26 protein-coding genes are annotated in these 24,565 nt (G+C 71.8%); 12 read left to right on the top strand and 14 right to left on the bottom strand.

What is annotated here, in order from left to right:
- The first annotated feature begins 243 nt into the window (after nucleotides 1-243).
- The 6 genes from mshC (at nucleotide 244) to MZC64_RS12695 (ending at nucleotide 8,106) form a co-directional block, all read left to right on the top strand.
- Entirely contained in the window at nucleotides 244-1,485 is a 1,242-nt protein-coding gene (gene mshC / locus MZC64_RS12670; RefSeq protein ID WP_247757047.1) for a cysteine--1-D-myo-inosityl 2-amino-2-deoxy-alpha-D-glucopyranoside ligase, read from the top strand.
- A 5-nt stretch (nucleotides 1,486-1,490) separates the two neighbouring features.
- Nucleotides 1,491-4,409, top strand: a complete 2,919-nt coding sequence (locus MZC64_RS12675; protein WP_247757046.1) for a BTAD domain-containing putative transcriptional regulator — start codon at nucleotides 1,491-1,493, stop codon at nucleotides 4,407-4,409.
- Between the two features lie 49 nt (nucleotides 4,410-4,458).
- The gene (locus MZC64_RS12680) at nucleotides 4,459-5,736 is read left to right on the top strand and encodes an alpha/beta hydrolase-fold protein (protein ID WP_247757045.1); all 1,278 of its coding nucleotides are present in this window, start codon (nucleotides 4,459-4,461) and stop codon (nucleotides 5,734-5,736) included.
- Nucleotides 5,733-6,518, top strand: a complete 786-nt coding sequence (locus MZC64_RS12685) for an alpha/beta fold hydrolase (RefSeq protein ID WP_247757044.1) — start codon at nucleotides 5,733-5,735, stop codon at nucleotides 6,516-6,518. Before MZC64_RS12680 ends, MZC64_RS12685 begins: the two co-directional genes overlap by 4 nt.
- Nucleotides 6,519-6,535: 17 nt before the next feature.
- Nucleotides 6,536-7,150 carry a suppressor of fused domain protein gene (locus MZC64_RS12690; RefSeq protein WP_247757043.1) on the top strand — a complete coding sequence of 205 codons (615 nt, stop codon included), beginning with the start codon at nucleotides 6,536-6,538 and terminating at the stop codon, nucleotides 7,148-7,150.
- Nucleotides 7,151-7,326: 176 nt separating this feature from the next.
- Nucleotides 7,327-8,106 carry a putative protein N(5)-glutamine methyltransferase gene (locus MZC64_RS12695; RefSeq protein ID WP_247757042.1) on the top strand — a complete coding sequence of 260 codons (780 nt, stop codon included), beginning with the start codon at nucleotides 7,327-7,329 and terminating at the stop codon, nucleotides 8,104-8,106.
- Here the strand turns inward: MZC64_RS12695 and MZC64_RS12700 are convergent.
- From MZC64_RS12700 to MZC64_RS12720, 5 genes are all read right to left on the bottom strand, one after another.
- A complete protein-coding gene (locus MZC64_RS12700) occupies nucleotides 8,103-8,279 on the bottom strand; it encodes a hypothetical protein (protein WP_247757041.1) in 177 nt (58 codons plus the stop codon). The two genes, MZC64_RS12695 and MZC64_RS12700, sit on opposite strands and share 4 nt — an antisense overlap.
- Nucleotides 8,280-8,297: 18 nt before the next feature.
- Entirely contained in the window at nucleotides 8,298-9,818 is a 1,521-nt protein-coding gene (locus MZC64_RS12705; RefSeq protein WP_247757040.1) for an alkaline phosphatase, read from the bottom strand.
- Nucleotides 9,819-9,831: 13 nt separating this feature from the next.
- Nucleotides 9,832-10,218 carry a hypothetical protein gene (locus tag MZC64_RS12710; protein ID WP_247757039.1) on the bottom strand — a complete coding sequence of 129 codons (387 nt, stop codon included), beginning with the start codon at nucleotides 10,216-10,218 and terminating at the stop codon, nucleotides 9,832-9,834.
- A 121-nt stretch (nucleotides 10,219-10,339) separates the two neighbouring features.
- Nucleotides 10,340-11,716: a dienelactone hydrolase family protein gene (locus tag MZC64_RS12715; RefSeq protein WP_247757037.1), complete on the bottom strand. Its 1,377-nt coding sequence runs from the start codon at nucleotides 11,714-11,716 to the stop codon at nucleotides 10,340-10,342.
- Nucleotides 11,717-11,825: 109 nt separating this feature from the next.
- Nucleotides 11,826-12,392, bottom strand: coding sequence for a helix-turn-helix domain-containing protein (locus tag MZC64_RS12720; RefSeq protein ID WP_247757035.1), 567 nt, complete (start codon nucleotides 12,390-12,392; stop codon nucleotides 11,826-11,828).
- Nucleotides 12,393-12,524: 132 nt separating this feature from the next.
- Between MZC64_RS12720 and MZC64_RS12725 the strand changes: the two genes are divergently transcribed.
- From MZC64_RS12725 to MZC64_RS12735, 3 genes are read left to right on the top strand one after another with little or no spacing between them, the layout of a single operon-like run.
- Nucleotides 12,525-12,935 carry a nitroreductase family deazaflavin-dependent oxidoreductase gene (locus tag MZC64_RS12725; RefSeq protein ID WP_247757033.1) on the top strand — a complete coding sequence of 137 codons (411 nt, stop codon included), beginning with the start codon at nucleotides 12,525-12,527 and terminating at the stop codon, nucleotides 12,933-12,935.
- The gene (locus tag MZC64_RS12730) at nucleotides 12,932-13,429 is read left to right on the top strand and encodes a MarR family transcriptional regulator (protein WP_247757032.1); all 498 of its coding nucleotides are present in this window, start codon (nucleotides 12,932-12,934) and stop codon (nucleotides 13,427-13,429) included. Before MZC64_RS12725 ends, MZC64_RS12730 begins: the two co-directional genes overlap by 4 nt.
- Nucleotides 13,426-14,040: a GNAT family N-acetyltransferase gene (locus MZC64_RS12735; protein ID WP_247757031.1), complete on the top strand. Its 615-nt coding sequence runs from the start codon at nucleotides 13,426-13,428 to the stop codon at nucleotides 14,038-14,040. The genes MZC64_RS12730 and MZC64_RS12735 overlap by 4 nt, the downstream gene beginning before the upstream one ends.
- A 42-nt stretch (nucleotides 14,041-14,082) precedes the next feature.
- Here MZC64_RS12735 and MZC64_RS12740 read toward each other — a convergent pair whose 3' ends face one another.
- From MZC64_RS12740 to MZC64_RS12750, 3 genes are all read right to left on the bottom strand, one after another.
- Complete coding sequence (locus MZC64_RS12740) at nucleotides 14,083-14,931, bottom strand: helix-turn-helix transcriptional regulator (protein WP_247757029.1); 849 nt, start codon at nucleotides 14,929-14,931, stop codon at nucleotides 14,083-14,085.
- A gap of 67 nt (nucleotides 14,932-14,998) precedes the next feature.
- A complete protein-coding gene (locus tag MZC64_RS12745) occupies nucleotides 14,999-15,964 on the bottom strand; it encodes a CU044_5270 family protein (RefSeq protein ID WP_247757028.1) in 966 nt (321 codons plus the stop codon).
- Nucleotides 15,961-16,599, bottom strand: a complete 639-nt coding sequence (locus MZC64_RS12750) for an RNA polymerase sigma factor (protein ID WP_247757027.1) — start codon at nucleotides 16,597-16,599, stop codon at nucleotides 15,961-15,963. Before MZC64_RS12750 ends, MZC64_RS12745 begins: the two co-directional genes overlap by 4 nt.
- Before the next feature lie 69 nt (nucleotides 16,600-16,668).
- On the opposite strand from MZC64_RS12750, the gene MZC64_RS12755 reads away from it, so the two are divergent.
- Complete coding sequence (locus tag MZC64_RS12755) at nucleotides 16,669-17,490, top strand: class I SAM-dependent methyltransferase (RefSeq protein ID WP_247797698.1); 822 nt, start codon at nucleotides 16,669-16,671, stop codon at nucleotides 17,488-17,490.
- An 11-nt stretch (nucleotides 17,491-17,501) separates the two neighbouring features.
- Nucleotides 17,502-18,062, top strand: coding sequence for a TetR/AcrR family transcriptional regulator (locus MZC64_RS12760; RefSeq protein ID WP_247757025.1), 561 nt, complete (start codon nucleotides 17,502-17,504; stop codon nucleotides 18,060-18,062).
- On the opposite strand, the gene MZC64_RS12765 is transcribed toward MZC64_RS12760, so the two are convergent.
- The 3 genes from MZC64_RS12765 to MZC64_RS12775 are packed head-to-tail and all read right to left on the bottom strand — an operon-like array spanning nucleotide 18,059 to nucleotide 20,971.
- Entirely contained in the window at nucleotides 18,059-18,856 is a 798-nt protein-coding gene (locus MZC64_RS12765) for an SDR family oxidoreductase (RefSeq protein WP_247757024.1), read from the bottom strand. The genes MZC64_RS12760 and MZC64_RS12765 overlap by 4 nt on opposite strands.
- 37 nt (nucleotides 18,857-18,893) lie before the next feature.
- Nucleotides 18,894-20,036 carry an MFS transporter gene (locus MZC64_RS12770; protein WP_308301010.1) on the bottom strand — a complete coding sequence of 381 codons (1,143 nt, stop codon included), beginning with the start codon at nucleotides 20,034-20,036 and terminating at the stop codon, nucleotides 18,894-18,896.
- Nucleotides 20,033-20,971 (bottom strand): PAC2 family protein, encoded by a 939-nt coding sequence (locus MZC64_RS12775; RefSeq protein ID WP_185004950.1) that lies wholly within the window; start codon nucleotides 20,969-20,971, stop codon nucleotides 20,033-20,035. The genes MZC64_RS12770 and MZC64_RS12775 overlap by 4 nt, the downstream gene beginning before the upstream one ends.
- Before the next feature lie 108 nt (nucleotides 20,972-21,079).
- Here MZC64_RS12775 and MZC64_RS12780 point away from each other — a divergent pair, with 108 nt between their 5' ends.
- Complete coding sequence (locus MZC64_RS12780) at nucleotides 21,080-21,763, top strand: HAD family phosphatase (RefSeq protein WP_247757441.1); 684 nt, start codon at nucleotides 21,080-21,082, stop codon at nucleotides 21,761-21,763.
- A 371-nt stretch (nucleotides 21,764-22,134) separates the two neighbouring features.
- On the opposite strand, the gene MZC64_RS12785 is transcribed toward MZC64_RS12780, so the two are convergent.
- From MZC64_RS12785 to MZC64_RS12795, 3 genes are read right to left on the bottom strand one after another with little or no spacing between them, the layout of a single operon-like run.
- A complete protein-coding gene (locus tag MZC64_RS12785; RefSeq protein ID WP_247757022.1) occupies nucleotides 22,135-22,503 on the bottom strand; it encodes a hypothetical protein in 369 nt (122 codons plus the stop codon).
- Nucleotides 22,437-22,976, bottom strand: coding sequence for a GNAT family N-acetyltransferase (locus MZC64_RS12790; RefSeq protein ID WP_247757020.1), 540 nt, complete (start codon nucleotides 22,974-22,976; stop codon nucleotides 22,437-22,439). Before MZC64_RS12790 ends, MZC64_RS12785 begins: the two co-directional genes overlap by 67 nt.
- A 40-nt stretch (nucleotides 22,977-23,016) precedes the next feature.
- Entirely contained in the window at nucleotides 23,017-24,561 is a 1,545-nt protein-coding gene (locus tag MZC64_RS12795) for a hypothetical protein (RefSeq protein ID WP_247757018.1), read from the bottom strand.
- Nucleotides 24,562-24,565 lie beyond the last annotated feature (4 nt).

The raw sequence follows: 24,565 nt of genomic DNA on the forward strand, positions 1-24,565 counted from the left end.
CGCAGCGACACGGCGGGCTGTTAACCGGCGGCGGGGTGCCGATTTTTCGCGTTGCCTTGTCGTGTGCCCGACGCATCCGAAGCTTGCTTCGCGTGCGGCGGGTACACGACGAGGCGACTCAAGAGCGAAAAATCCAGCGCGCGGAGCGCGCCAATGTAACTGCTAATTCCCTGATGTTGGGAGGATCACGCGGAAGCGCGGTGGGCTGTGACTCATGCGGAACTGTTGATTATCGTCTGAGGAATGCAGACCTGGTCGTCAATTCCGGTACCCCGGCTCCCCGGTTCCCCCCGCCCGCTGCGGCTCTACGACACCGCCACCGCGGAGGTCCGGCCGACGACCCCGGGCGACACCGCCCGGCTCTACGTCTGCGGCATCACCCCCTACGACGCCACCCACCTCGGCCACGCCGCCACCTACCTGGCCTTCGACTTGGTGCACCGGCTGTGGCTGGACAACGGGCACGACGTGCACTACGTGCAGAACGTCACCGACATCGACGACCCGCTGCTGGAACGCGCCATCCGGGACCAGGACGACTGGGTGGTGCTCGGGATGCGGGAGACCGCGTTGTTCCGGGAGGACATGGAGGCGCTGCGGGTGCTGCCGCCGCGGCACTACGTCGGCGCGGTGGAGGCCATCCCGGAGATCACCGAGGCCATCGGCAAACTGCTCGCCGCCGGCGCGGCCTACCGGGTCGATGACGACGAGTACGCCGACATCTACTTCGACCACAACGCCACCGGCCGCTTCGGCTACGAGTCCAACTACGACGAGCCGACCATGCTCGGCTACTTCGCCGAACGCGGCGGCGACCCCGACCGCCCTGGCAAGCGGCACCCCCTGGACGCGTTGCTGTGGCGGCTGGACCGACCGGGCGAGCCCGCCTGGGACTCCGAGTTCGGCCGTGGCCGTCCCGGCTGGCACATCGAGTGTTCGGTGATCGCGCTCAACCGGCTCGGCGCGGGCCCGGACGTGCAGGGCGGCGGGTCCGACCTGATCTTCCCGCACCACGAGTACAGCGCCGCGCACGCCGAGGCGCTCACCGGGTTCCAGCCCTTCGCCCGGCACTACAGCCACGCCGGGATGATCGGGCTGGACGGGGAGAAGATGTCCAAGTCCCGCGGCAACCTGGTCTTCGTCTCCCGGCTGCGCGCGGACAAGGTCGACTCGATGGCCGTGCGCCTTGGCCTGCTCGCCGACCACTACCGCGCCGACCGGCCGTGGAGCGACACGCTGTTGCAGACCGCCCAGCGACGCCTGGACACCTGGCGGGCCGCGGTCGCCCTGGCCGCCGGGCCCGACGGCCAGGCCCTGGTGGACCGGCTGCGCGACCACCTCGCCGACGACCTGGACACCCCGCGCGCGCTCGCCGCCGTGGACGCCTGGGCGGCGCAAGCCCTGGAACAGCGGGCCGGCGGCGACCCTGGCGCGCCCGCGCTGGTGCGGGCGGCGGTCGACGCGCTGCTGGGCGTGGCACTCTAGCCTTCGTGCCCGCTCTCGACTTCCGCCTGCTCGGCCCGCTTGAGGTGATCATCGACGGGCGGCCGGTCGAGATCAACGCCAGCAAGCACCGGATCGTGCTGGCCTGCCTGCTGCTGCGGGCGGGCCGCACGGTCCCGGTCGGCGACCTGGTCCGCGAACTCTGGCCCGAGGGCGCCGGTGCGCGGGCCAAGGCGACCGTGCAGACCTACGTGTCCCGGCTGCGCAGGCAGCTCGGCGCGGATCTGCTGCACACCGAGCCCACCGGATACCGGCTCGCGGTGCCGCCGGAAACCCTGGATGTGCACCGGTTCCGGGCGCTGCTGACCGAGGGGCCGGGGGAGCGGCAGCGGCTGCACGAGGCCCTGGAACTGTGGCGCGGACCCGCGTTGCAGGGCATTCCGGCCGACGGCCTGCACGAACTCGAAGCCCCCCGCCTGGAAGCCGATCGCCTGCGGGCCCTGGAACGCCGGATCGAACTGGACCTGGCCGCCGGGCAGCACGCCGACCTGGTGGCCGAACTCCAGGTGCTCACCGCCCGGCACCCACTGCACGAGGGTTTCTGGCGGCTGCTCATGCTCGCCCTGCGCCAAGGCGACCGCCAGGGCGAGGCACTCACCGCTTACCAGCGCGCCCGCGCCCTGCTGACCGCCGAACTGGGCGCCGAACCCGGTCCGGCCCTGCGCGCCGCTCACCAGGCCATCCTCACCGGCGAGGCCACCCCCGCCCCTGCCTGGCGGCCGGTCAACCAGCTGCCCGGCGATATTGGCGCGTTCATCGGCCGCACCGGCCTGCTCGCCGACCTGGACAGCGCGCTGCGCCCCGGCGCCACCGTGCTGCTCTCCGGCCCGCCCGGCGTCGGCAAGACCGCACTGGCCGTGCACCTGGCCCACCGCCTGCGCGCCCGGTTCCCCGACGGCCTGCTGCACGTCAACCTGCGCGGCTACACCACCGGCGCCATCACCGACCCGGCCCAGGTGCTGGCCCGCCTGCTGCGCGCCCTCGGCCTGCCCCCGGCCGAACTCCCTGCCGACGCCCCCGCGCTGGCCGCCCTGCTGCACGAGGTCACCGCGGGCAGGCGACTGCTGGTCCTGCTGGACAACCTCGCCGACCCGGACCTGCTGCCCGACCTGGGTGACTGTGCCGTGCTGGCCACCAGTCGCGCCGAACTCGCCCTGCCCCGCGCGCACGCCTGCCCGGTCGGCATCCTCACCACCGAGGAATCCCTGGACCTGCTCACCAGCCTGCTCGGCGAGGCGGTCAGCGCCGAACCCGACGCCGCCCGCGACCTCCTGGACCTGTGCGGCCGCCTGCCGCTGGCCCTGCGCATCGCCGCCGCCAACGCCCTGGACGAAGCCGACCTGGCCACCCACGTCACCCGGCTGCGTGCGGGCAACCGGCTCTCCGCGCTGTCCATCACCGGCGACCCCGACGCCGCCGTCCGCGGCGTCTTCGCCCAGTCCTACCAACGCCTCAGCCCAGCCGCCCGCCGCCTGTTCCGCCTCTTCGGCCTCATCCCGGGTCCGGACATCACCACTCCGGCCGCCACCGCGCTCTGCGGCGCTGACGCCGGCCCGCTGCTGGCCGAGTTGACCACCGCGGGTCTGCTCACCGCCGAACACGACCGGCACACCAGCCACGACCTGCTGCGCCTCTACGCCGCGGAACTCGGTGCGGCGGACGTGGACGGCCCGGAAGCGCTGGACGGGCTCGTCGATCACTACGCCAGTGCGGCGACAGCTGCCTCCCCGCAGTGGCTGGTCGCCGAACGCGCGGTCCTGCTGGCCACCGTGGAGCACGCCACTCAGCAAGGCCCCTACCGCGCCTGCCACCAGCTGGCCGCCGCGATGGTGCCGGATCTGCTGCGCCATGGCCTCTCCAGTGAGCTGACCGCGGTCTGTGCCGCCGGGCACCAGGCCGCGGCCAAGGACGGCGATCCGGACGCCGAGGCCCAACTGGCGCTCAACCTGGGCGAACACCTGATCACCCTCGGTTCCAACGACCTCGCCGCCGACCTGATCGACCGCGCCTACGAGCTGACCGAGGGACAGCCCGCGCAACGCACCGTCGAGTCCAGTCGACTGCTGATCGCCGGGTTCCGGCACGGCTGGTCGCCCGAGTTGCTCGCTCAAGCAGGCGAACTCGGCAGGCGCTGCGCCGCGGCCGGGGATGTCGACGCGCAGGTCCGGGCGATCTACACCCTGGTCAACGGGCTGTGGGCGGTAGGTGAGATCGATGAACTCATCCGCCAGGCCGAACTGGGCCTGACCCTGGAGTCCAACGTGGGCGACCGGTCCGGTTTCCTGGCCTGTCTGGCCACCGGGCACTGGGAAAGTGGTCGGTTCGAACCCGCCATCGCCAGACTCCGTGAGGCCGTCGAGATCACCGATCAGGGCGAGTTCTGGCACAGCGCCATGTCGATGAAGATCTGGCTCGCCGAAGTCCTGGCCGAAGTCGGACAAGACGCTGAGGCCCACGCCATCGCACACGAGGTATACGACCGGATCGCTGACGCCCACGACCATCGGTTGCGGGCAGGGGCACTCAACGTCTTCGGCGTGTTGCACCGCCGAGCCGGTCGCCTCGCCGAAGCCCTGGGCTGTCACCAGGAGGCTTTCGCCGAACTCGACCGCGACACCGGAGGCATCCTCGGCGAGACTCGGATCCGGTTGTCGGAGACGCTGCGCGCGATGGGCCGGGCGCGGGAGGCATTGCCGATCATCGAGCCTGCCCAGCACCAGTCCGGCCGGTCGGACCCCAGGGTATTCGCCACGCGGGCGGTGCTGGAGTGCGCCGAGGTGCACGCGGCCCTCGGTGCCATCGCGAAGGCCGTTGAACTGGGGGAGCGGGCGGCGGAGCAGTTCCGGCAGGTCGGCAGCTTGCTGGGCATGCGGCGTGCGGCGGAGTTCCTGGCCGGACTCAGCTAGCCCGGAACCCGGTTGCGCCACGGCCGCCGGTGCCCGAAGGTAGACCGCCGTGACGATCACCAGCCCGACGCTCGCCGCGCTCGCCGCCACCCCCGACGACCTCGCCGCCCACCTCCGCACCGCAGGCGGCCCGCTGATCGAAGCCGCCCCCGGCGCCCCCGGCTCCGTGCTCGTCACCTTCGTCTGGCTGGGCCCCGCCGAACGCGTCTCGATCCGCGCCGGCCAGCTCTTCCCCGACCACCTCGCGCCCTCGCACCCGATGCACCGCGTCGAGGGCACCGACATCTGGCACCTGTCCACCACCGTGCCCGCCGAGGTCACCAGCAGCTATCAGTACATTGTGGACGAACCGCCCGCCGGTGACCTGATCGGCGACGCCTTCGAGGCGCTGCGCCGCCAGGTCGACTGCTGGCGGGCGGATCCCTTCAACGCCAAGCGGCTCTACCCGCAGACCGGCCTCATCGCCGGCCGCCTGGACCTGCCCGAGCACCAGTGGGACTCGATCCTGGAACTCCCCGGCACCGAACCCGCCCCCTGGTTCACCCCGGCAGGCGCGCCCGCGGGCACCCTGACCGAACTGCGGCTGACCTCGGCCGCACTCGGCAACGAGCGGCGGGTCACCGTGTACCGGCCCGCGGTCGGCGAGGGGCCGTTCCCGCTGGTGGTCATGCTCGACGGGGAGTGCTGGACCCGGGTCGCCGCTCTGCCGACCGCGCTGGACAACCGGATCGCCGACGGCACGCTCGCCCCGGCCGTGGTCGCCTTCGTGCACACCCCGGAGGTCGCGGACCGGCCGACCGCGCGGCTGCGGGAGAGCACCTGCAACCCGGCGCTGACCATGCTGCTCGCCGACGAACTGCCGCCGCTGCTGCGCGAGTTCGACGTCACCACCGACCCGGCCCGCACCGTCCTGGCCGGCAACAGCCTCACCGGACTGGCCGCGGCCTACACCGCCCTCGAACGGCCCGAGGTCTACGGCAACGTGCTGTCCAGCTCCGGTTCCTTCTGGTGGGGCTACGCCGACCACCCGATCGCCGCCACCCTCGGCGGCAAGGACGGCGAACCGGAATGGCTCACCCGGCAGTACGCCGACGCGCCCGCCGTGCCGGTCCGGTTCTGGCTGGACTGCGGGATCCTGGAAGCCGGGAACGTGCCGTGGATCCCCGGCGTCGACCCGCGCGCGGCCAACCGGCACTTCCGGACCGTGTTGCGGGCCAAGGGAAACCGGGTCGACTACGTCGAGGCGCCGGGCGGGCACGAGTTCGTCTCCTTCCGGCGCAACGTGATCCGCGGCCTGTGCACGCTGCTGCCCGGAGCCTCGGCATGATCGAGTCCACTGTGGACCTCCAGGGACGGCGGTTCGGTCACGTCGACTTCGGCGGTCCGGGACGGCCGGTGCTGGCCCTGCACGGGAGTTTCGGGCGGGGCAGCCAGTTCGCGCGACTGGCGGCCGAGCTGGGCGAGGAGTTCCGGGTGCTCGCGCTGGACCAGCGCGGACACGGGAACAGCGCGCACGGCGGCGACTTCGGACGGGCGGAGTTCGTGGCTGACGCGGCGGAGTTCCTGCGCCACCTCGATCTGGGGCCGCTGCCGGTGCTGGGTCACTCCCTGGGCGGGCTCAACGCCTTCCAGCTCGCCGCCCGGCACCCGGACCTGGTCAGCTCGCTCATCGTCGAGGACTTCGGCGCGGTCATGCGGACACCCGAGGTCGAACACCCCGAACTGGACCTCACCGGCTGGCCGCTGCTGGCCGGCTCCGCGGCGGAGTTGCGGGCGGCGGTGGCCAGGCTGGTGCCGGTGGTGGACTACTTCATGGCCAGCGCGATCGAGACCGCCCAGGGCTGGCGGTTGTGCTTCGACTACGCCGATCTGGCCGCCACCCAGCGCGGCGGACTCGGCGACCACTGGCCGGACTGGCTGGCCGTGCGCTGCCCGATCCTGTTGCTGCGCGGGCAACACAGCCCGATGCTGCCCGCCGCACTGGCCGCCGACATGGTCCGGCCCGGGGTGGAATTGGTCGAGCTGCCCGGGTGCGGGCACTGGATCCACGACGACGATCCGGCCGGATTCGCCGCGGCCGTGCGCGGCTTCCTGCGCCGGACCGGCTGAACCGGCATGATGCGCCGATGACCGACCGCCCGGCGCCCGGCCAGGACGCGATCGAGGCCGCCCTGGCCCGGCTCTACCCGGACCGGGTGCCGCGCCGGGTCGGCTACCGGCCCGGCCGCGGCGAACCCGGTGGCGCACTCGCCGGCTGCGTGGCCTATCCGGCCGACGGGCACTGGCACTACATCGGCTACGGCCTCAGCGAACTGCACCAGGCCGGTCCCGAGGAGGACCCGGAGTTCTCCGGCTGGGGCTTCGAGCTGACCCTGCGGGTGCGCCGCGGCCCGGAAACCACCGCCCCTGGCTGGCCGTTCGAGATCGTGCAGCACCTGGCCCGGCACGTGAACACCCGCCTGGTCATCCTGGAACCCGGCCACCGCCTCGACCTGCGCCGCCCCGCCACCGGTCACCCCACCCTGCCGGACGCCCCGCCCACCGGCCTGACCGGCTACGCCCTCACCGTGGACCCCGACCTGGGCGAACTGGCCACCCCCAACGGCAAGGTGCTGTTCCTGCAGGCCGTCGGCCTCACTCCGGCCGAACAAACCCGGATCCGCGAGCACGGCGCGGACACCGTGCTCGCCGGACTCGCCATCGGCAATCCGCTGCTGATCACCGACCCGGCCCGCGCCTGACCACCTGGGACCGTAGGGCGGCGCTGGTGTAGCCTTGGCCGCCTCAACACCGGATCGACCGAGGAGGTGGGACCCATTACCGCTTGTGCAGCGGGGTGCTCTCGCCACCCGGTCCCGCGGTCCGCCTGACCGCGTCGATCCCGAGCGCCCCTATCGGCATCCCGAAAGGCGCGTTCATGACGACCCTCTCTGCTCGAACCACCCTCAGCACCATTGCCCGGCTGCGTGCCGCGGGTTGCGTCTACGCCGAGGACGAAGCCCGGCTCATCCACGACACCGCCACCGGCCCGGCCGAGGTCGAGGCCATGGTGCTGCGCCGGATCGCCGGTGAACCCCTGGAGCACGTGCTGGGCTGGGCGGAGTTCCACGGGCTGCGCATCGTGGTGGACCGCGGTGTGTTCGTGCCGCGCCGGCGCACCGAGTTCCTGGTCAGCCGCGCCGTGGCCCTGGCCAAGACCGGGGCAGTGCTGGTGGACCTGTGCTGCGGTTCCGGCGCGGTCGCCGCGGCCATCGAGGCCGAACTCGGCGAGGTCGAGGCGCACGCCGCCGACATCGACCCGGCCGCGGTGCGCTGCGCCCGCCGCAACCTGCTCGGCGCGGTGTACGAGGGCGATCTGTACCAGCCACTGCCCGCCGACCTGCGCGGACGCATCGACGTGCTGGTCGCCAACGCGCCGTACGTGCCCACCGACGCGATCGGCCTGCTGCCTGCCGAGGCCCGGCTGCACGAACCGTGGGTGGCCCTGGACGGCGGACCGGACGGCCTGGACGTGCAACGCCGGGTCGCCGCCGACGCCCTGGAGTGGCTGGCTCCCGGCGGTCACCTGCTGATGGAGACCAGCAGCCGCCAGGCCCCGCACACCGCGGCCACCTTCGCCCGGCACGGCCTGGTCCCGGAGATCGCCGAGGACGAGGAGGCGGGCGCCACCGTGGTCATCGGCCAGCGCCCGGCCTAACTCTCCTGGTTGTCCGTGGGTTCGGCCGCCTTGCGGGGTGCGGGGCGGCCGAACCGCACGACACCGGACTCCAGGTCCAGGGGTCCGCGTTCGAACTTCTCGCCGTTGTCGTCCTCGTCCGAGGTCACCTTGCCGAGCTTGCGGCTGGGGAACAGTTCACCGAGCTGTGCCATGTCCCCACGGTAACCGCCTCAGAGCCGCTGCACGCCCGGCTTGCCGTCCAGCACCGCGAACCGGCGCGCCACCGACAGCGTCACCTTCGCCGGATCCTTCTCCAGCACCGAGGAGACCTGCATGAACTCCGCGGTGAGCTGGGCAGGGGTCAGCGTGGCCCGCACGTAGCCGCGGGTGTGCCCGACGTAGTTGAGGTGCGGGTTCTTGGCCAGCCCGCCCGGCACGGTGGTGGAGCTGTGCGAGGTGATGGAGGTGGTGACCAGTTCGGCGCCCACGATCGGCGAGGAGTGCTGGAAGTAGTTGAGCCGCAGGTTGTTCGCCCAGGCCCGGTGCACATCGCCGGTGAGCACCACCGGGTTGCGCACGCCGCGGTCGATCCAGCCCTGGGTGAGGCGTTCCCGGTTGCGCCGGTAGCCGTCCCAGGCGTCGGTGCTGACATCGCAGGTCCCGGCCGCGCCGTCGGTGTCGCGCTGGGCGAAGAACACCTGCTGTCCCAGGATGTCCCAGCGCGAGTCCTTGACCGCCAGCCGGTCGAGGAGCCATTTCTCCTGGGCCGCGCCGGTGAGCGTGCGGGCCTCCTTGGTGATCTCCGCGCAACTGCCCGCCGGGGCCTGCAACCAGCGGTGCTGCCGGGTGTCCATCATGTGGAAGCGGGCCAGCGAACCCCAGGCCACACCCCGGTACAGGTTGATCTTGCCGCTGGCCGGTTTCATCGCCTTGGGCAACGGCATGTTCTCCCAGAACGCCTGGAACGAGGCCTGCCTGCGGGCCGCGGCCGGTTCGGTGTGCCCACCTGCCCAGTTGTTGCGCAGCTCGTGATCGTCGAAGACGACCAGCCAGGGCGCGGCGGCGTGCGCGGCCCGCAGCATCGGGTCCAGGCGGTGCTGGGCGTAGCGGATCCGGTACTCGCCGAGGGTGTCGGTCTCGTCGAAATCGGTGTAGCCACGCACCTTCGTGGCCTGCCCGGACGGCTTCTCGTACATGTAGTCGCCGAGGAAGAGCACCAGGTCGGGGCGGTCGGCGGCCAGGTAGCGGTAGGCGTGGTACCAGCCCTCCTCGAAGTGCGCGCAGGAGGCGAAGGAGAAGGTCAGCTTGGCCGGTTCGGTGCCCGCGGCGGGCGCGGTGCGGGTGCGGCCGACGGGGGAGAGGGCGGTGCCTGCCTTGAAGCGGTAGAAGTACTCCCGGCCCGGCTGCAGGCCGCGTGGTTCGGCGTGCACGCTGTGGCCCTCGGCGGCGATCGCGGTTTCCTTGCCGGAGGCCACGATCGCGGTCATCGCGGCATCGGTGGCCAGCTGCCATTCGACCTCCACCGCGGCGGCGCCCATGCCACCGTCGGGGTCCAGGGGGTTCTGCGCGAGGCGGGTCCACAGCACCATGCCGTCCGGCCGCGGTTCGCCGGAGCCGACACCCAGGGTGAAGGGGTCGGCCAGCGGCGCGAGCCTGCGGGCGGGGGCGTCGGAGAGTCCGATTCCGGGAGCGGCCAGGGCTCCGGTGGCGGCCAGGCCGGTGACCAGGAACAGGCGACGGTTCAGCGACATCGGGATCCTCCGGTCAGGCTCGGTCGGTGATGGGGGCGCCGCAGGTGTTCTCCAGGACGTCCTTGCTGCCGTGTTCGCCGAGGCAGACCCGGTAGTGCACCCAGCTGCCCTCGCCCAGTTCGAGATTCGCGGTGACGCTGGTGCCCTTGCCGTTGGGGTTCCACACCAGGTGCGGGCCGGTGCCGTCGGGCAGCCAGTACAGGAGCACCGCGGAGTGCCCGTCGCCGACCTGGTCGGTGAGGGTGAAGACCTCGCCGAGGGACTTGAAACTCGCCTTGCCCGCACACGCCGCGTCCGCGGTGCAGCGGCTGGAATCGGCCAGCGCGGCCGGGGTCGCCGACAGCGTCGCCGCTAACGCGACGCCGCCGACGACCAAGGGACGTAACAGTGTTCTCCGCATGGACACCTGCCGTGGTGGGGGACGGCACGGCATGGTTACCCATTGGCAACCTTGCCGCAGGAACAGTCAGTTCCTAACATGAGGTGTCCGGGGCACGGTAGCGCCGTTCAGCGGTTGCGGATCAGGGCAGCAACAGGCCCCAGTACAGGCCGAACGGCACCAGCACCGCGGTCCCGGCCAGCAGCAGCGGCAGCCGGAACCGCGCGGTCACCGTCGCCTTCTCCCGCCGCCAGGCCAGTGCGGTGCACACCCCGGCCACCACAGTCGCCACCCACAGCAGCTGCACGGCCAGCCAGGGCAGCGGACGACCCAGGATGATCGGACCACCCACGTGGAAAGCGTTGCTGGTGAACAGGAATCCCACATAGCCGAGCGCGCCGAGCACCGCGGCCGAGCCGAGTCCGGCCAGCCAGCGCGCCGGGCGGACCGAGCGGGTGCGCCGCAGCGCGCCGATCCCGTAACCCAGGAAGGCGATCAGCAGCAGCGCCAGCACGGCCAGCTGCAACCAGCCCGCCTCCCACCAGCCGAGCGGCTCCCGCGGCAGGGCGCGCGCGTCCTGCTTGGCCGGAGCGTCCACAGTGGACACTGGCGGGCCGAAGGCGACCGTGTTCACCCACTCGCCCAACAGGTTCAGGTAGCCGGGCTGGTAGTCCGCGCGTTTGGTGAAGCCGCGGTCGTCGGTGCCCAGGATCCGGTGCTGACCGTCCGGGTAGGTCTTGAGCGTGTGGTGGCGGTGCCCGGTGCGGGCGAAGGTGTCCCGGTAGACCTCCAGGGATTCTCCCGGCGGGGTCAGCACGTCGTGGCCGCCCCAGACCGCGAGCACCGGCACGGTCACCTTGGCCAGGGTGGGCACCGGGTCGTAGAACGGCTCCGGGAACACCCCGCCCTCGGTGACCTGGCGCATCGCGGTGTGCAGCATGCGCCCCATCGAGCCCTGGATGCCGTGCCAGCGGACCCGGTTGGCCACCGCCCAGGTCTCCTGCCGGGCCGGGGTCAATCCGTTGGCGCCCACGGTGATCAGGAACTTCACCGCGTCCGAGCGGGTCGCCGCGAGGGGCGCCACCCAGCCGCCCTCGGAGAAGCCGAGCAGGCCGATCCGGGCCGGATCCACATCCGGGCGGTTCTTCAACAGTTGCGTCATCCCTGCCAGGGCGTCATCGGCGAGCTGGGTGTAGTCGCGGTGCACCTTCGAGTAGCCCTCGGTGCGCTTGCGGTAGGTCAGCGCGACGATCCCGGCTCTGGCGAAGGCCTGTGCCTCGGGCAGCATGTTGTCCGCCTCGGTGGCCCCGGAACCGCTGATCAGCACCACCGCCGGGTGGCGGCCGGGGGTGACGGGGGAGGTGACGATGGCCGGGAAAGACAGGCCGTCCCTGGTGAAACTGGTCTGCTCCGCCTTGGCCGCTGGTTGGGCATGCACAGGCTGTGCGTATAAGGGTGGGCAGGACGCGAGGGTGGCGACGGTCGCCAGCAGCGTGGCGAGCTTGATCCGGAGCAGCACGGAGTGCTCTCCTTTCCTTGCGGAGGTTGCGTACACGGGAAATGGCGCGTGCTTCCGTTGTTCCGGTGTCGCCGAGCGGCAACTCGGCGACACCGGCCTTACTTCTTTCTCAGCCGTCCCCCGGATCGGGGAAGGCGACCCACCTGACCAGCAGCCGGCGGGAGTTCGGGGCGTCCGGATCGTGCTCGGCCCGGTACCGGTTGAGCAGGTCGAGGTAGTCGGCGAAGAACCGGGTCAGCTCCGCCGGGGTCAGCGTGACCGCGCCCCGCGAGTAGGGCACCGCGTCGGCCCACTCGCCGAACTCCGCGCGACGCTCGGCAAAGCGCGCGTAGGTGGCCAGGTCCGCGGCCAGTCCGTCGTCGGCGAGCTTGGCCAGCACGGCCTGCACCTCCGGCGACTGACCCGCCGACCGCGGGAAGCGGATGTCGTTCGAGACCGGCCGCCACCAGCGTTCCTTGCCGTGGCCCAGTTCGGTGTCCTCGCGGACGAAGTCGTGCCGGGCGAGCTGGCGCAGGTGGTAGCTGGTGGCCCCGGTGTTCTGCCCGAGCGCGGTGGCCAGGGTGGTCGCGGTGGCCGGTCCGTTGCGGTGCAGCTCCCGCAGGATGCGCTGCCGCAGCGGATGCGCGTAGGCCTTCAGCGCCGCTGGGTCGGTCAGCTCCCGGGGAGACTCGGTCATGCCAGTGACCATACCTGTGCAAAGGAATCTGTGCACACATTTCTCTGCAACTGGTTCCGCGAAGTTGTGGACAGGTTCCTGGCCTGTGGACAACCGCCGCCACCGTCTCGTTGATCGTGGTAAACCCTGGGTATGAACGAGTTCAACCGGAAGCTGATCGAGGAGTTCCGGGCCAACGCGGGCCAGGTCGGCGGCATGTTCGCCGGGGCCGACCTCGTCCTGCTCACCACCACCGGGGCCAGATCGGGGCTGCCCCGCACCAGCCCGACGCTGTACTTCCAGGAGGGCGACCAGCTCGGCGTGGTGGCCTCCAACGGCGGCGCGGACCAGCACCCGGCCTGGTACCACAATCTCAAGGCCAACCCGGTCGGCACCGCCGAGATCGGCGCGGAGACCTTCGCCTTCACCGCGACCGAGATCGCCGAGGAGCCCGAGCGGGTCCGCTGGTACGCCAAGGCGGTGGCGCGCAACCAGTCCTTCGCCGAGTACGAGGCGGGCACCAGCCGCCGCATCCCGGTGCTGTTGCTGCGGCGGCACCCGTGAGCGCGGCGGAGTTCGCCGAGGCCGAGCGGCCGCGCGATGAGGAGGCGGTGGCGCGGTTCGTGGAGCGCTTCGCCCTGCTCATGACCGAGGGCGGCATGCCCAGGATGGCGGCCAGGGTCTTCGCCCTGATCATGGCCTCCGAACAGGGCGCGCACACCGCGGCGGAGATCGCCCAGCGGCTGGAGATCAGCCCGGCCGCGGTGTCCGGGGCGGTGCGCTTCCTGACCGAGACCCGCCTGGTCATCCGGGACCGGGAGCCGGGGCAGCGCCGCGATGTCTTCCGGGTCGGCGAGGAGTTCTGGTACGACACCCTCTCCCGCAAGAACCGGGCCCTGGACGATCTGCTGGCCGCGGCCACCGAGGGCACCGCCGCGCTCGGCCCGGACACCCCCGCGGGCAGGCGGATGGCGGTCACCGGCGAGTTCCTGGCCTACCTGCGTGAGCAACTGCCCAACCTGATCACCCGCTGGCAGGCGGAACGAGCCGCCCCGTGACCGAGATCCACATCCGCCCCGCCGAACCCGGCGACCTCCCGGCCCTGACCGGCCTGCTGGTCCGCGCCTTCGCCCAGGACGAGTTCATCACCTGGGTCTACCTCGACCCGCCCAGCCGCCCGCGGGTGCACGGCGGCCTGACCGCCGAGGCGTTGCGCCGCCAGTACCTGCCCGGCGGCGGCGTGCAGGTCGCACTCGACGAACAGGACCGATTACTCGGCGGCGGCGTGTGGGCCCCACCCGGCCCGGCCCACGGCGGCCGATGGCACAAACTCCTGCTGATCCCGGCCATCCTGACCGCCATGGGCCCCGGCAACTTCCGCGAGTTCCTCCGCCGCGGCAAGGCGGTCGATCACGCCCTGGCCGCCGCCCGCCCAGCCGAGCCGCACTGGTACCTGTCCCTGCTGGCCGCCGACCCGGACCGGCAGCGCTCCGGCGTGGGCGGCGCGCTGCTGCGCGCCCGCCTCACCGGCCTGCGCGCGCCCGCCTACCTGGAATGCGTGCGGGACAACGTCGGCTACTACGAGCGGTTCGGCTTCACCGTCACCGAGAAACTCGACCTGCCGCCGGCGGCGCCACCGCTGTTCGGCATGTGGCGGGAACCGAGCTGAGTAAGACCCGCCGGCGCGCGCTCGTCCATCGGTGCGGCTCCTTCACGCCTGTTCGTACTGCCTGGCCAGGCCGGCGATGAACTCCACCGACCTGGCGGGGCTCAACGCGACCTCGATCAGCTTGTCCACCTCGTGCTGGAAGAAGGCCAGCTCCTCCGGTTTGTCCAGGAACAACCCGGAGATCTTGTGATCGAGGAAGGCCACTGGCCCCTGCTCGGCGAAGTCGAGCAGGGTGAACGGCCCGTCCAGGCCCGCGTGCCCACCCAGGTCGAAGGGCAGCACCTGCAGGGTCACCGAGGGTCGCTCGGCGGTGTCCACCAGCTGGCGGAGCTGGCGGGCCATCACCCGCGGATTGCCCAGCACCCGCCGCAACGCCATCTCGTCCATGATCGCGTGGTACTCCGGCGGCACGTCCCGGCTGAGCACCGCCTGCCGCCCCATCCGCACTGCCACCCGCCCTTCGACCTCGGTCTCCGGCAGGCCGCCCGCCTTCATCAGCGCCCGGGTGTAGTCGGCGGTCTGCAACAGCCCCGGCACCAGCAGCGGCTGGCAACTGTCGATCCGGATCGCCTCGTTCTCCAGCCGGATGAGCGTCTTGACCTCCTCCGACAGCGGCCCGCTCAGCTCCCACCAGGCGTCCTCGCCATCGCGTTCGGCCAGCGTCAGCAACCGCTGCCGCTCCACCCCGACCACCCGGTAGATGGCCAGCATGGAGGCCGCGTCCGCCGGGGTCACGCCCTGTTTGCCGGTCTCCATCCGGGAGATCTTGGAGGCCTGCCAGCCCAGTTCCGCGGCCACCTGGACGCAGGTCAGCCCACGCTGTTTGCGCAGGGCGCGGAGTTCACCGCCGACACTGCGCCCAGGCAGGATGGCGTGCTTCGGGCTGGACATGACCCCACGTATACCTGTACGCAAATTTGCGAGCAGGCTCAGCCCGCCCCGTGACCCGATGAGGTGATCACGCCGTCTGCCCCGGCCGATCCACCACAGCCCGCCGCATGATCAGCACCGGCCCGAAGCTCTGCCCCTCCTGGTGGTACTGGTCAGCCTTGAGCGCCACACTGTGCTGCCCGAGGTACTCGAAGGTGGTCCGGTCGAACAACCAGTCGACCCGCACGTCGCCAACAACGAACCCGACCGCGACCGCGGCCCGCCTCTTCACGTCCATCGTCTCGCCCACCAGGTGCACCCCGGGAATCCGGGCCGCCGCCTGGTACAGCCCGACCAGCACATCCGGCGGCACGTTCCCCATCATCAGCAACTCGTGAATCCGCTTGAACACCCGCCAGTCCCTGGGCTGCTGATCCGGCTGGACCTCCCCGTAGAACTGGGCGAGTAGCTTGTCCGGGTCGGTGGGCAGCGTGCTGACCGGGGGAATGTTCCGGTCCGACTCGTCCCAGCTCTGCCCTTCCCGCAGTTCACCACCGTCATCCCGAGACGCGCCCCGGACGCTCGTGGCGCCCGGGTACCACTTCTCCAGCCGGTTGAACTCCGGTCCGGGAAGCTCCTGGACGTTCCCGTCCTCGCCCACCAGCCTCCCTCGCCACTGATTGAAGCTGTCCACGTAGAGGTACTGATCGGGCCGGACCACCAACGGCCGGGCCCGCACCGCCTCGATGGCCTTGCTCAGCAACTCGGCCGCATTCCGCACCGGCGGCCGCGCCAGCTGCGAGTTCGACCCCACCGGCGGCGCGTCCCGAATCGCCGGCGCCACCAACACCACCGCGGCCACCAAACCCGCCACCACGAACGGAATCGCCAGCACCGGCCACCGCACCCGCGCCCACCGCAACCGCGGCGCGGGGGAGTGCACCCGGCGCAGAAACTCCGCCCGCAACTCGGCATGCCGCTGCTCGGACAGTTCCGGATCCCCCGGCGGTGGCAACAGACGGGTCAACTCGGCCCGCTCCTGATCAAGGCTCACAGTCCACTCTCCACAGGTGAAAGTCCCAGGTCACCGGCTACCTGTCCGCCCCGGCCCCCCGGTTCCGCCACCCAGGCCCGCAACCGGGTCCGCGCCCGGGAAAGCCGGGACCGCACCGTCCCCACCGGAATTCCCAGTGCCGAGGCGGTCTCGGCGTAGTCGAGCCCCGCCCACACGCACAAGGTGAACACCTCCCGCTCAGCCCGCCGCAACTTCTTCAGCGCCGCGGTCACCCGAGCCACCAACTCCCCGTCATGCAACCGCCCGACCAGCTCTTCGGAGAAGTCCGGCACCACCTCCGGCGGCGGCAGTTTCCCCAGCGCGACCTGATGCCGCCGAGCCGCCCTGGTCACATTGCGCAGCACATTGGTCGCGATCCCGAACAACCAGGGCCGTACCGACTCCCCCTCCGGATCCAGCCGGGCCCGGGCCCGCCAAGCCTCCAGAAAGGTCAACGACACCACATCCTCAGCCACCGACGCATTCCCGGTGACCCGGGCCGCATGGCGATGCACCACCCCCGCATGCTCATCGAACAACTCCGCAAAGGCGTCCGGATCACCCGCACGCAACCGAGCCCGAATGGATATCCCCACACCCCCTCCTGTCCGCCCCGCCCCCCAGGTTCCCACCATCCGCGAAAAATCCCGAAACCGAGGGCGCCGGGGATGCGGGGCGGTGCGAACGCGACGATCATCGGGTGGGTGGACCGGGAGAAGATCGACTATCGCGAGGTGCGGGAGACCAATCTCGTGACGCTCTACGGGCGGGCGTTGCACAGCCGGGAGCCGGAGCCGATTCTGCGGGATGAGGTGGCTGAGCGGCTGGTGGCGCGGATCGACTACGACTTCGGCGGGTTGCGGGTCGACCGGGCCTCGGCGATGGCGGTGGCGATGCGGGCCCGGCAGTTCGACGAGTGGGTGGGGACCTTCCTGCGGCGGTATCCGGATGCCGTGGTGTTGCACCTGGCCTGTGGCTTGGACAGCCGGTACCTGCGGCTGGCTCCACCGTCCACTGTGGACTGGTTTGAGGTGGACTTTCCTGATGTCGTCGACCTGCGCCGCAGGCTCTTCCCGCCGGCCGCGCAAGCCGGCTACCACCTGGTCGGCGCCTCCGTCACCGACCCCGCCTGGTTCGACCAGCTCCCCACCGGCCGCCCCGGCCTGATGGTCGCCGAGGGCCTGACCATGTACCTCACCGAAGCCGAACTACTGCCCCTCCTGCGCCGGGTCACCGGCCGTTTCCCGCGCGGCGAACTCCACTTCGACGCGATGAACCGGCTCAGCACCCGGGTCGGGAACCTCAGTCCGCTGCTCCGGCGGATGGGGGCGCGGTTCCGGTGGGGCCTGGACGACGCGCGGGAGTTGGAGCGGCTGGTGCCAGGGGTTCGGTTGGCTGAGGAGGTGGCTGCGGTGCGGTTGCGGGGGCTTAACCGGCTGCCGCACCTCTACCAGCTCGCGGCGCGGTTCGCGGATCGGTTCGGGCCGTTGCGGCGGGTCAGCAGGCTGCTCCGGTATCGGTTCTGATCATGGTTAGGATGACCTCTGTGCCGGAGCGGCCGATGCGCGCGGACGCGCAACGCAACTATGACCGGATTCTCGCCGCGGCCGAGGTGGCCTTCGCCCGGGACGGTGCCGAGGCGTCTCTGGAGGAGATCGCCCGGCAGGCCGGGGTTGGGTCGGCGACGTTGCACCGGCATTTCCCGGCTCGCCGTGCCTTGCTGGAAGCGGTGTTCCGGGATCGGGTCCAGGGGTTGTGTGCTCGGGCCGAGGTGCTGGCCGGGACCCTGGAGCCGGGGGCGGCGCTGGTGAGCTGGTTGCAGGACTTCGCGGCGCTGGCCACGGCCAACCGCGGACTGGCGGCCTCGGTGTTGCCCGCGGTGGGGGACAGGGTGGGGTGGCACGCGATGATCAGCGAAGCGGGGGGTGAGTTGTTGCGGCGGGCGCAGCGGGCCGGGGCGGTGCGGAACGAGGTGGGGCTCGGGGATCTGCTGACGCTGGTCAGCGCGATCTCCTTGCTCACCGAGCAGGCGCCGGACGGCGCGGCCACCGCGAGCCGGTTGCTGACCCTCGCCCTGGACGGCATTCACCCGCGTTAGCCGCGGCGGAAGCCGCCCTCGCTGTTGAGCACCTGGCCGGTGATCCACTCGGCCTCGTCGGTGGCCAGCCAGGCGATCAGCCGGGCCGGATCGTCCGGGTGGCCCCAGCGGCCGGCGGGGGAACTCTTCGCGACGAACTCGGCCAGGTCGGGAGTGGCCCAGCCGGTGTCCACCGGGCCCGGGTTGACCGCGTTGACCGTGATGCCCGCCTCGGCCAGTTCATCGGAGACCGTGGCGGTGATCGCGGCCAGCGCGCCCTTGGCCGCAGCATAGGCCACCTCGCCGCGCATCGGGCCGAGTTGCTGGCCGGAGGTCAGGAACACCACCCGGCCACCGTGGCCTGCCTGGAAGTGGTGGGCGAAGCGCTGGGTGAGCAGCAGGGTGGAGCGGGTGTTCACCGCGTAGTGCTCGTCGAGCTTGGCCGCGGTCATCTCGCGCAGGGTGCCGTCGCCGCCGCTGCGGGCATGGTTGCAGACCAGGATGTCGAGGCGGCCGAACCGTTCGATGGCCGCGTCCACGATCCGGGCCGGCGCGTCCGGGACGACCAGGTCGCCGCTGATCTCCTCGACCCGGCCCTGGCCGGCCGCGCGCACCCCGTCGAGGACCTCGGCCAGGGGCTGCGCGCCCCAAGGCTGGTCGGCGTCGTGCGGGCTGTGGTGGTGCAGCAGCAGGTCGGCGCCGTAGGCGTGCAGGCGGCGGGCGGTGGCGTAGCCGATGCCGGCGACCCGGCTCACGCCGGTCACCAGGGCGACTCGGCCGCGCAGCGGGAATGGGTCACGTCCAAGATCGGCCACGAGGGGCAGGCTAGTGCGTCACCACGACTGTGGCGAGCTATTTTCCAGTGCCCTGACCAGGCGGTATCCGCGGAAGTACCACAGGTGCGGTGGTCAGCAGCAGGGCCGCGGGCAGCAGGAACGCGGCCAGGGGGTCCAGGTGGTAGACGGGGACGAAGGCCACGGGGGACAGGGCGCCGCCGCCGAAGCGCAGGGACTGCACCACGGACACGGCTCCGCCGCGGTTGTCGCCGTTTCCGGCCAGGACCAGCGCGTTCAGCCCGACCATGATCAGTTGCATGGCCGGTCCGGCCGCCGCCCACAGCAGACCGACCGCGAGCAGCGAGGGCACCAGGCCGACCCCGGCCAGCAGCACGCCGCCGAGCACCGTGCCGGTCAGCACGCAGCGGCGGGCGCCGAAGCGGTCGATGGCCCGGCCGACCGCCCGCGCGGTGAGGATCCCGGTCAGGCCGAACCCGGTCAGCACCAGTCCCCTGGTGCCGGCGGAGAGCTGGAAGTCATCGTCGAGGCGCAGCGCCACCAGGTAGGACAGCCCGCCCAGGCAGCCCCAGCCGATCCCGGCGACCAGGCCGGCGCGCAGCACCGCCGGTCGCCACGCGGTGCGCAGACTGGCCGAGCGCCGCGGTCCGGACTCGCCGCCCGGCAAGCCCAGCACGGCCAGCCCGGCCGCCACCACGGCCACGCCGAGGAAGGCATAACGCCAGCTCACCTCGGCCGCCAGCCCACCGATCAGCGGCGCGGAGGTCTGCCCGGCGGCCTGCATGGAGGCGAACCAGCCCAGCGTGCGGCCCAGCCGGGTCGGCGGGGTGATCGCGGCCAGCGCGCCCAGCAGCAGGGGAGTGACGAAGGCGTTGGCCGCCCCCTGCACCGCGCGCCCGGCCAGGAACAGGTACTCGTCCTGGGCCAGCCCGCAGCCCAGCGAGGCGGCCACGTACACCAGGTAGGCGGTGATCACCGTGCGGCGGGCGCCCCAGCGCTGACCCCAGGTGCCGGAGAACAGCATGAACCCGGCAAAAGGGATCATGTACACCGTGAGCGAGGCCGAGGCGGCCCCGGCGGAGAGCTGGAACGCCTCGCCCAGCTCCGGCAGCATCGAGGCCACCACGCCGCCGCCGAACGGGCCAAGGAACCCGCCCGCGTACAGCCCGGCGACCGCGAGGCGCCCGGGTAACCCGCTCAGCGCGCGCCCGGACCGTGCGGCCCCGGCTGATCACCGCGTCCGCCCCGGCCGCCGCGACGGCGCAGGTACCGCTCGAAGTCCGCCGCGATGGCGTCCCCGCTCAGCTCGGTGAGCCGGTCGTTCATGTCGCCGTCGGGGTCGCCGCGCTCCTCAAGGGACCGGACGTAGCTGGCCACGTCCTCGTCCTCCTCGGCCATCTCCGAGACCGTGCGCTCCCACTCCTCGGCCTGTTCCGGCAGTGCGCCCAGGGGCACCTCCAGGTCCAGGACCTCCTCCACCCGGTGCAGCAGCGCCAGGGTGGCCTTGGGTGAGGGCGGCTGGGAGACGTAGTGCGGCACCGCGGCCCAGAAGGAGATCGCGGGCACGCCCATCTGCACGCACGCGTCCTGGAAGACCCCGACGATGCCGGTGGCCCCTTCGTAGCGGGAGCGTTCCAGCCCGAAGGTGGCCGCCGACTCCGCGTCGTAGGCGGTGCCGGTGACCTGCACGGGACGGGTGTGCGCGATGTCCATCAGCAGCGCGCCCAGGGTCACCACCGTGGTCACGCCCAGGCTCTCCACGTGGTGCAGCAGCTCGGCGCAGAAGGCCCGCCAGCGCATGTTCGGCTCTATGCCGTGCATGAGCACCACGTCGAAGTCCGCGCCGGGCGGGCGGCACACCGACAGCCTGGTGGTGGGCCACTCGACCCGCCGGGTGACCCCGTCCACCATGTGCACAGTGGGCCTGGTCACCTGGAAGTCGTAGTAGTCGTCCGGGTCGATCTCCGCCAGTGGGGTGGCGTCCCAGGTGAGCTGGAGGTGCTCAATCGCGGTGCTGGCCGCGTCACCTGCGTCGTTCCACCCTTCGAAAGCCGCGATGAGCACCGGGTTGACGAGGGTCGGCGGGTCAGCCTGGGTGTCCTCGGATGCTGCGGGGCGCTCTTCGGGATCTGTCACCGGGCAAGACTAAGGCCCAGCACCCCCGGTGCGGGCCCGTAGGCTGTCGGCATGTCTGATCATGACGTGTCGCCGCTGTTAGAAGCCCTGCCGCGACCCGCCAGGACCATGGGTTTCCCGGCCGCCGTGCTGTGGGACATGGACGGCACCCTGGTCGACTCGGAGAAGGTCTGGGACATCGCCCTGGACGATCTGGCCGCCGAACTCGGTGGCGCGCTGTCCCTGCCCACCCGGCAGGCCATGGTCGGCTCCAGCCAGGAGCGCACCATCGCGATGCTGTTCACCGAACTCGGCCTCGACCACGTCGAGCCGGAGCTGGCCGCGGCCTCGGCCTGGCTGACCAAGCGCACCGCCGAGCTGTTCACCCTGGGCCTGCCCTGGCGGCCCGGCGCCCTGGCGGCGCTGCGGATGGTGCGCGCGAGCGGGTTGCCGACCGCGCTGGTGACCTCCACCCAGCGGGAGCTGACCGAGGTGGCCCTGGACAGCATCGGCCGGGAGTTCTTCGATTTCACCCTGTGCGGTGACGAGGTCAGCCGGACCAAACCGCATCCGGAGCCGTACCTGACCGCGGCCGCCCGCCTCGGGGTCGCCCCCGCCGACTGCGTGGTGGTGGAGGATTCGCCCACCGGCGCGGCCTCGGCGGCCGCGGCCGGGTGCACGGTGCTGGTGGTGCCGTGTGAGGTGCCGGTCGAGCCAGGCCCCCGACGCGTCTTCCGCGACACCCTGGAGAACCTCGACCTGGCCACGTTGGCCGGATTACCTGCGGAACATAATGACGACACCGCTGGTTGATAAAAGGTTGCCAAGCTTGAGTAACGAATAGATCACCGTTTCCGGCGGCCGGAAAAACGCAACGTGCATTTCCCGGCCGCCGGCTCGGCAGTTCAGGTCAGGTCAGGTGCTGGTCACCTTTCACCCCTCTGCCTGCTCTTACGGGCTGACTGGTCCCAGCCCCGCGTGTGCTGTCGCGCCCGCCGGCTCTGCCTTCCCCTGGCATTGCCGAGCGATCCCCATTTTTCCCCCATGGAAACGCTCCCCAGTTCTGTTGTCACCAAACAATGTGGTGCAACACCAATAATGCCCAACTCCCAGGGTGGCTGCCATCGAAATAAGTTGGATTTTCGATATCCGCAGGTCACCGGGAAATGATGCGGCCGGATGGCTCAGCCCAGTGCCTGCATCAGGGGGCTGTAGAGGCGACTCCGGTCAGCGGGCAGCGGGCCACCGTGGGTCATGATCGTCGAGGCGAACCCTGGCGTCAGTCCGCGGGCCACCACCCAGTCGGCCAGGCCGGTGTGCACGTCGTCGACGTCGATGCGCACCTCGGCCTCGCCCGCGGCCAGGGCGAGGTCGGTGAGCAGGGCCTTGGCCAGTTCGGGGCGCTGGGCCACCACCGGGCCGAGCATCAGGTGGTCGTCGTTGCGCCAGGCCGAGGCGAACCCGGCCAGCCTGCCGTCGACCTCGATCACCCGGAGATGTTCGGCGAAGGCGTGCAGGCGGCGCAGCACCGGGGAGCGGTCGGCGCCGAACACCGCGAGGTCCAGTTCCAGGATCGCGGTGAGGTCGGCCGGGATGGCCGCGCGGCTGTGCCCGGCGGCGCCGGGTTCGGCCTGGAACCGGCCCCGGTGGGACTGGATCCGGCCGTGCGAGGTGAAGCCGAGCTGCTCGTACAGGCCGAGGCCTGTACGGTGGCGGTCAGCGCCAGGGTGGCCCCGTCCGCCTGGTCGATGGCGTGCCGCATGAGGCGTTTACCCAGGCCCTGGCGGGCGAAGCGGGCGGCGACCAGGACCATGCTGACCGCGATCAGCTCGGCCCGGTAGCGGGTGAGCACCACGGTCCCGGCCAGGCCGCCGTCGGGGGCGCGCAGCGCGTGCACCTCGCCGACGCCCATCAGGAACCGCCACTTGCGTTCCTCCCGCGGCCACTCGCGGTCGAGGGCCAGCGCGGTGCAGGCGGGCAGGTCAGCCGGGGTGAGCCGCTCGAACGGCGTGGTCGGGGCGATCATGCGAGCAGCATCGCCCCGGGGCCGCCGGCGGCAAATTCTTTTAGCCCACGCTGAACCATGGCTCCACCACCAGCACGCCCTCCCCGGGCACGGCCTGGTACTCGCCGCGCCGCAACTCGACCCGGAGCAGCCGGGCCCCGACCTGCGCCCAGTCCCGTAGCTCCACCGTCACCACCACCTGCGTGGGTGTCTCCCAGACGAGTCCGCGGTCGGGTGGGATCCCGCCGGGCAGCCAGCGCACCACCCCGGTGGGATCGGTTTCGGCCAGGTCGAACCAGGTCAGCGCGGGCGGGGCGTGGCTGGTGGTGAACAGGCCCGCGCCGCCGGGCGCCAGCCGCACCGTGCTGGGCAGCCACAGTTCCCGGCGCAGCCCGCCGGGCCCGGTGAGCACCACATCGTCGGCGGAGGCCACGGTGAGCATCAGCCCGGACCGCGAGTCGGCCTGGCTGACCGGCCCGGTCGGCCACTCGTACTCGGGCAGCCACTCCAGCCTGCGCGCGCCGTCGAGGAGGTCCAGGTGATGCCGCCGCCGGTAGGACTGGCGGCCGATGTGGTGCTCGTCCACGCACAGCCGCCTGCCGTCCGGGTCCAGCCGTGCCGTGCCGGGTAGGTGCCCGCTACCCAGCCGCAGCAGTTCGCCGCCGGGCCGCACCAGCACGGTCTGCTCGCCGAAGACGACCACGCCGTACGGGGTGTCCAGGGCCCGCCGGGGATTGGGCACGGTCGGGCAGGTGACCGTCTCGCCGTCGACCCAGCGGGTCAGCGTGCCGTCCTGGCCGAGGAGCCCGGCCAGCGGTGGCGGACCCGGCGGCGGCCGGTACCCGGGGGAGTCCCAGGGCGCGCCGGGCGGCGGCAGCTGGGTGACGCCGCTGGTGTAGCCGGGTTCCCGGGGCGGGTTCGTGGTCAGCGCGAACTCGCCCAGCAGGTCCCCGGTGGCCACCACGGTGCCCCGGTCGGCGACCTGTTCGAGCGCGTCGAGCACGGTGGCGCGGTCCACCAGCAGCCACTCGGCCAGTTCGGCCAGCCGCCAGCGCCGCCCGGTCAGCTCGCTCCACGCGCCCATCATGATCAGGTCGGTGACGAACCACTTCGGCCGGTCCGCGCTGCGCTCGCCGCGGGCGTGCCAGCGCGGCGGTTCCGGTTCGGCCGGCCAGAACTGCAACCGCCACAGCAGCCCCTCGTCCTCGGCGGCCCGGCTGGACACCCGGACCCGGTAGGCACCCGGCGCACCCAGGTCCAGGCCCTCCTCGATGAGTCCGCCGGTGAGGAAGGTCAGCCCGACGAACCCGGAGTAGCTCAGGTAGGGCGTCTCGACCACCTCGGTCCAGGCCACCCGCTCCGGCGGCGGGGCCGCGTCGTGCAGTTCGAGGGCGACCCGGTGGTAGCCGTCGAAGGCGTTGCCGTGCAGCCACCCCCACCCGGCCACCGCCACCGTCCCGCCCGGCTGCAGGTCCAGGGCGCCGTCGGTGAGCTGCTCGCCGCCCTCGGGCGGCTCCGGATCACCGCCGCGGAAGGCGTCGATCAGCACCAGGGTACCGTACTCGGGCAGGTAGTCGTCCTTGATGAAGATCCCCCGTAAGGCCACCCGG

The sequence above is a fragment of the Crossiella sp. S99.2 genome, assembly GCF_023094165.1.
Taxonomy (GTDB): domain Bacteria; phylum Actinomycetota; class Actinomycetes; order Mycobacteriales; family Pseudonocardiaceae; genus Crossiella.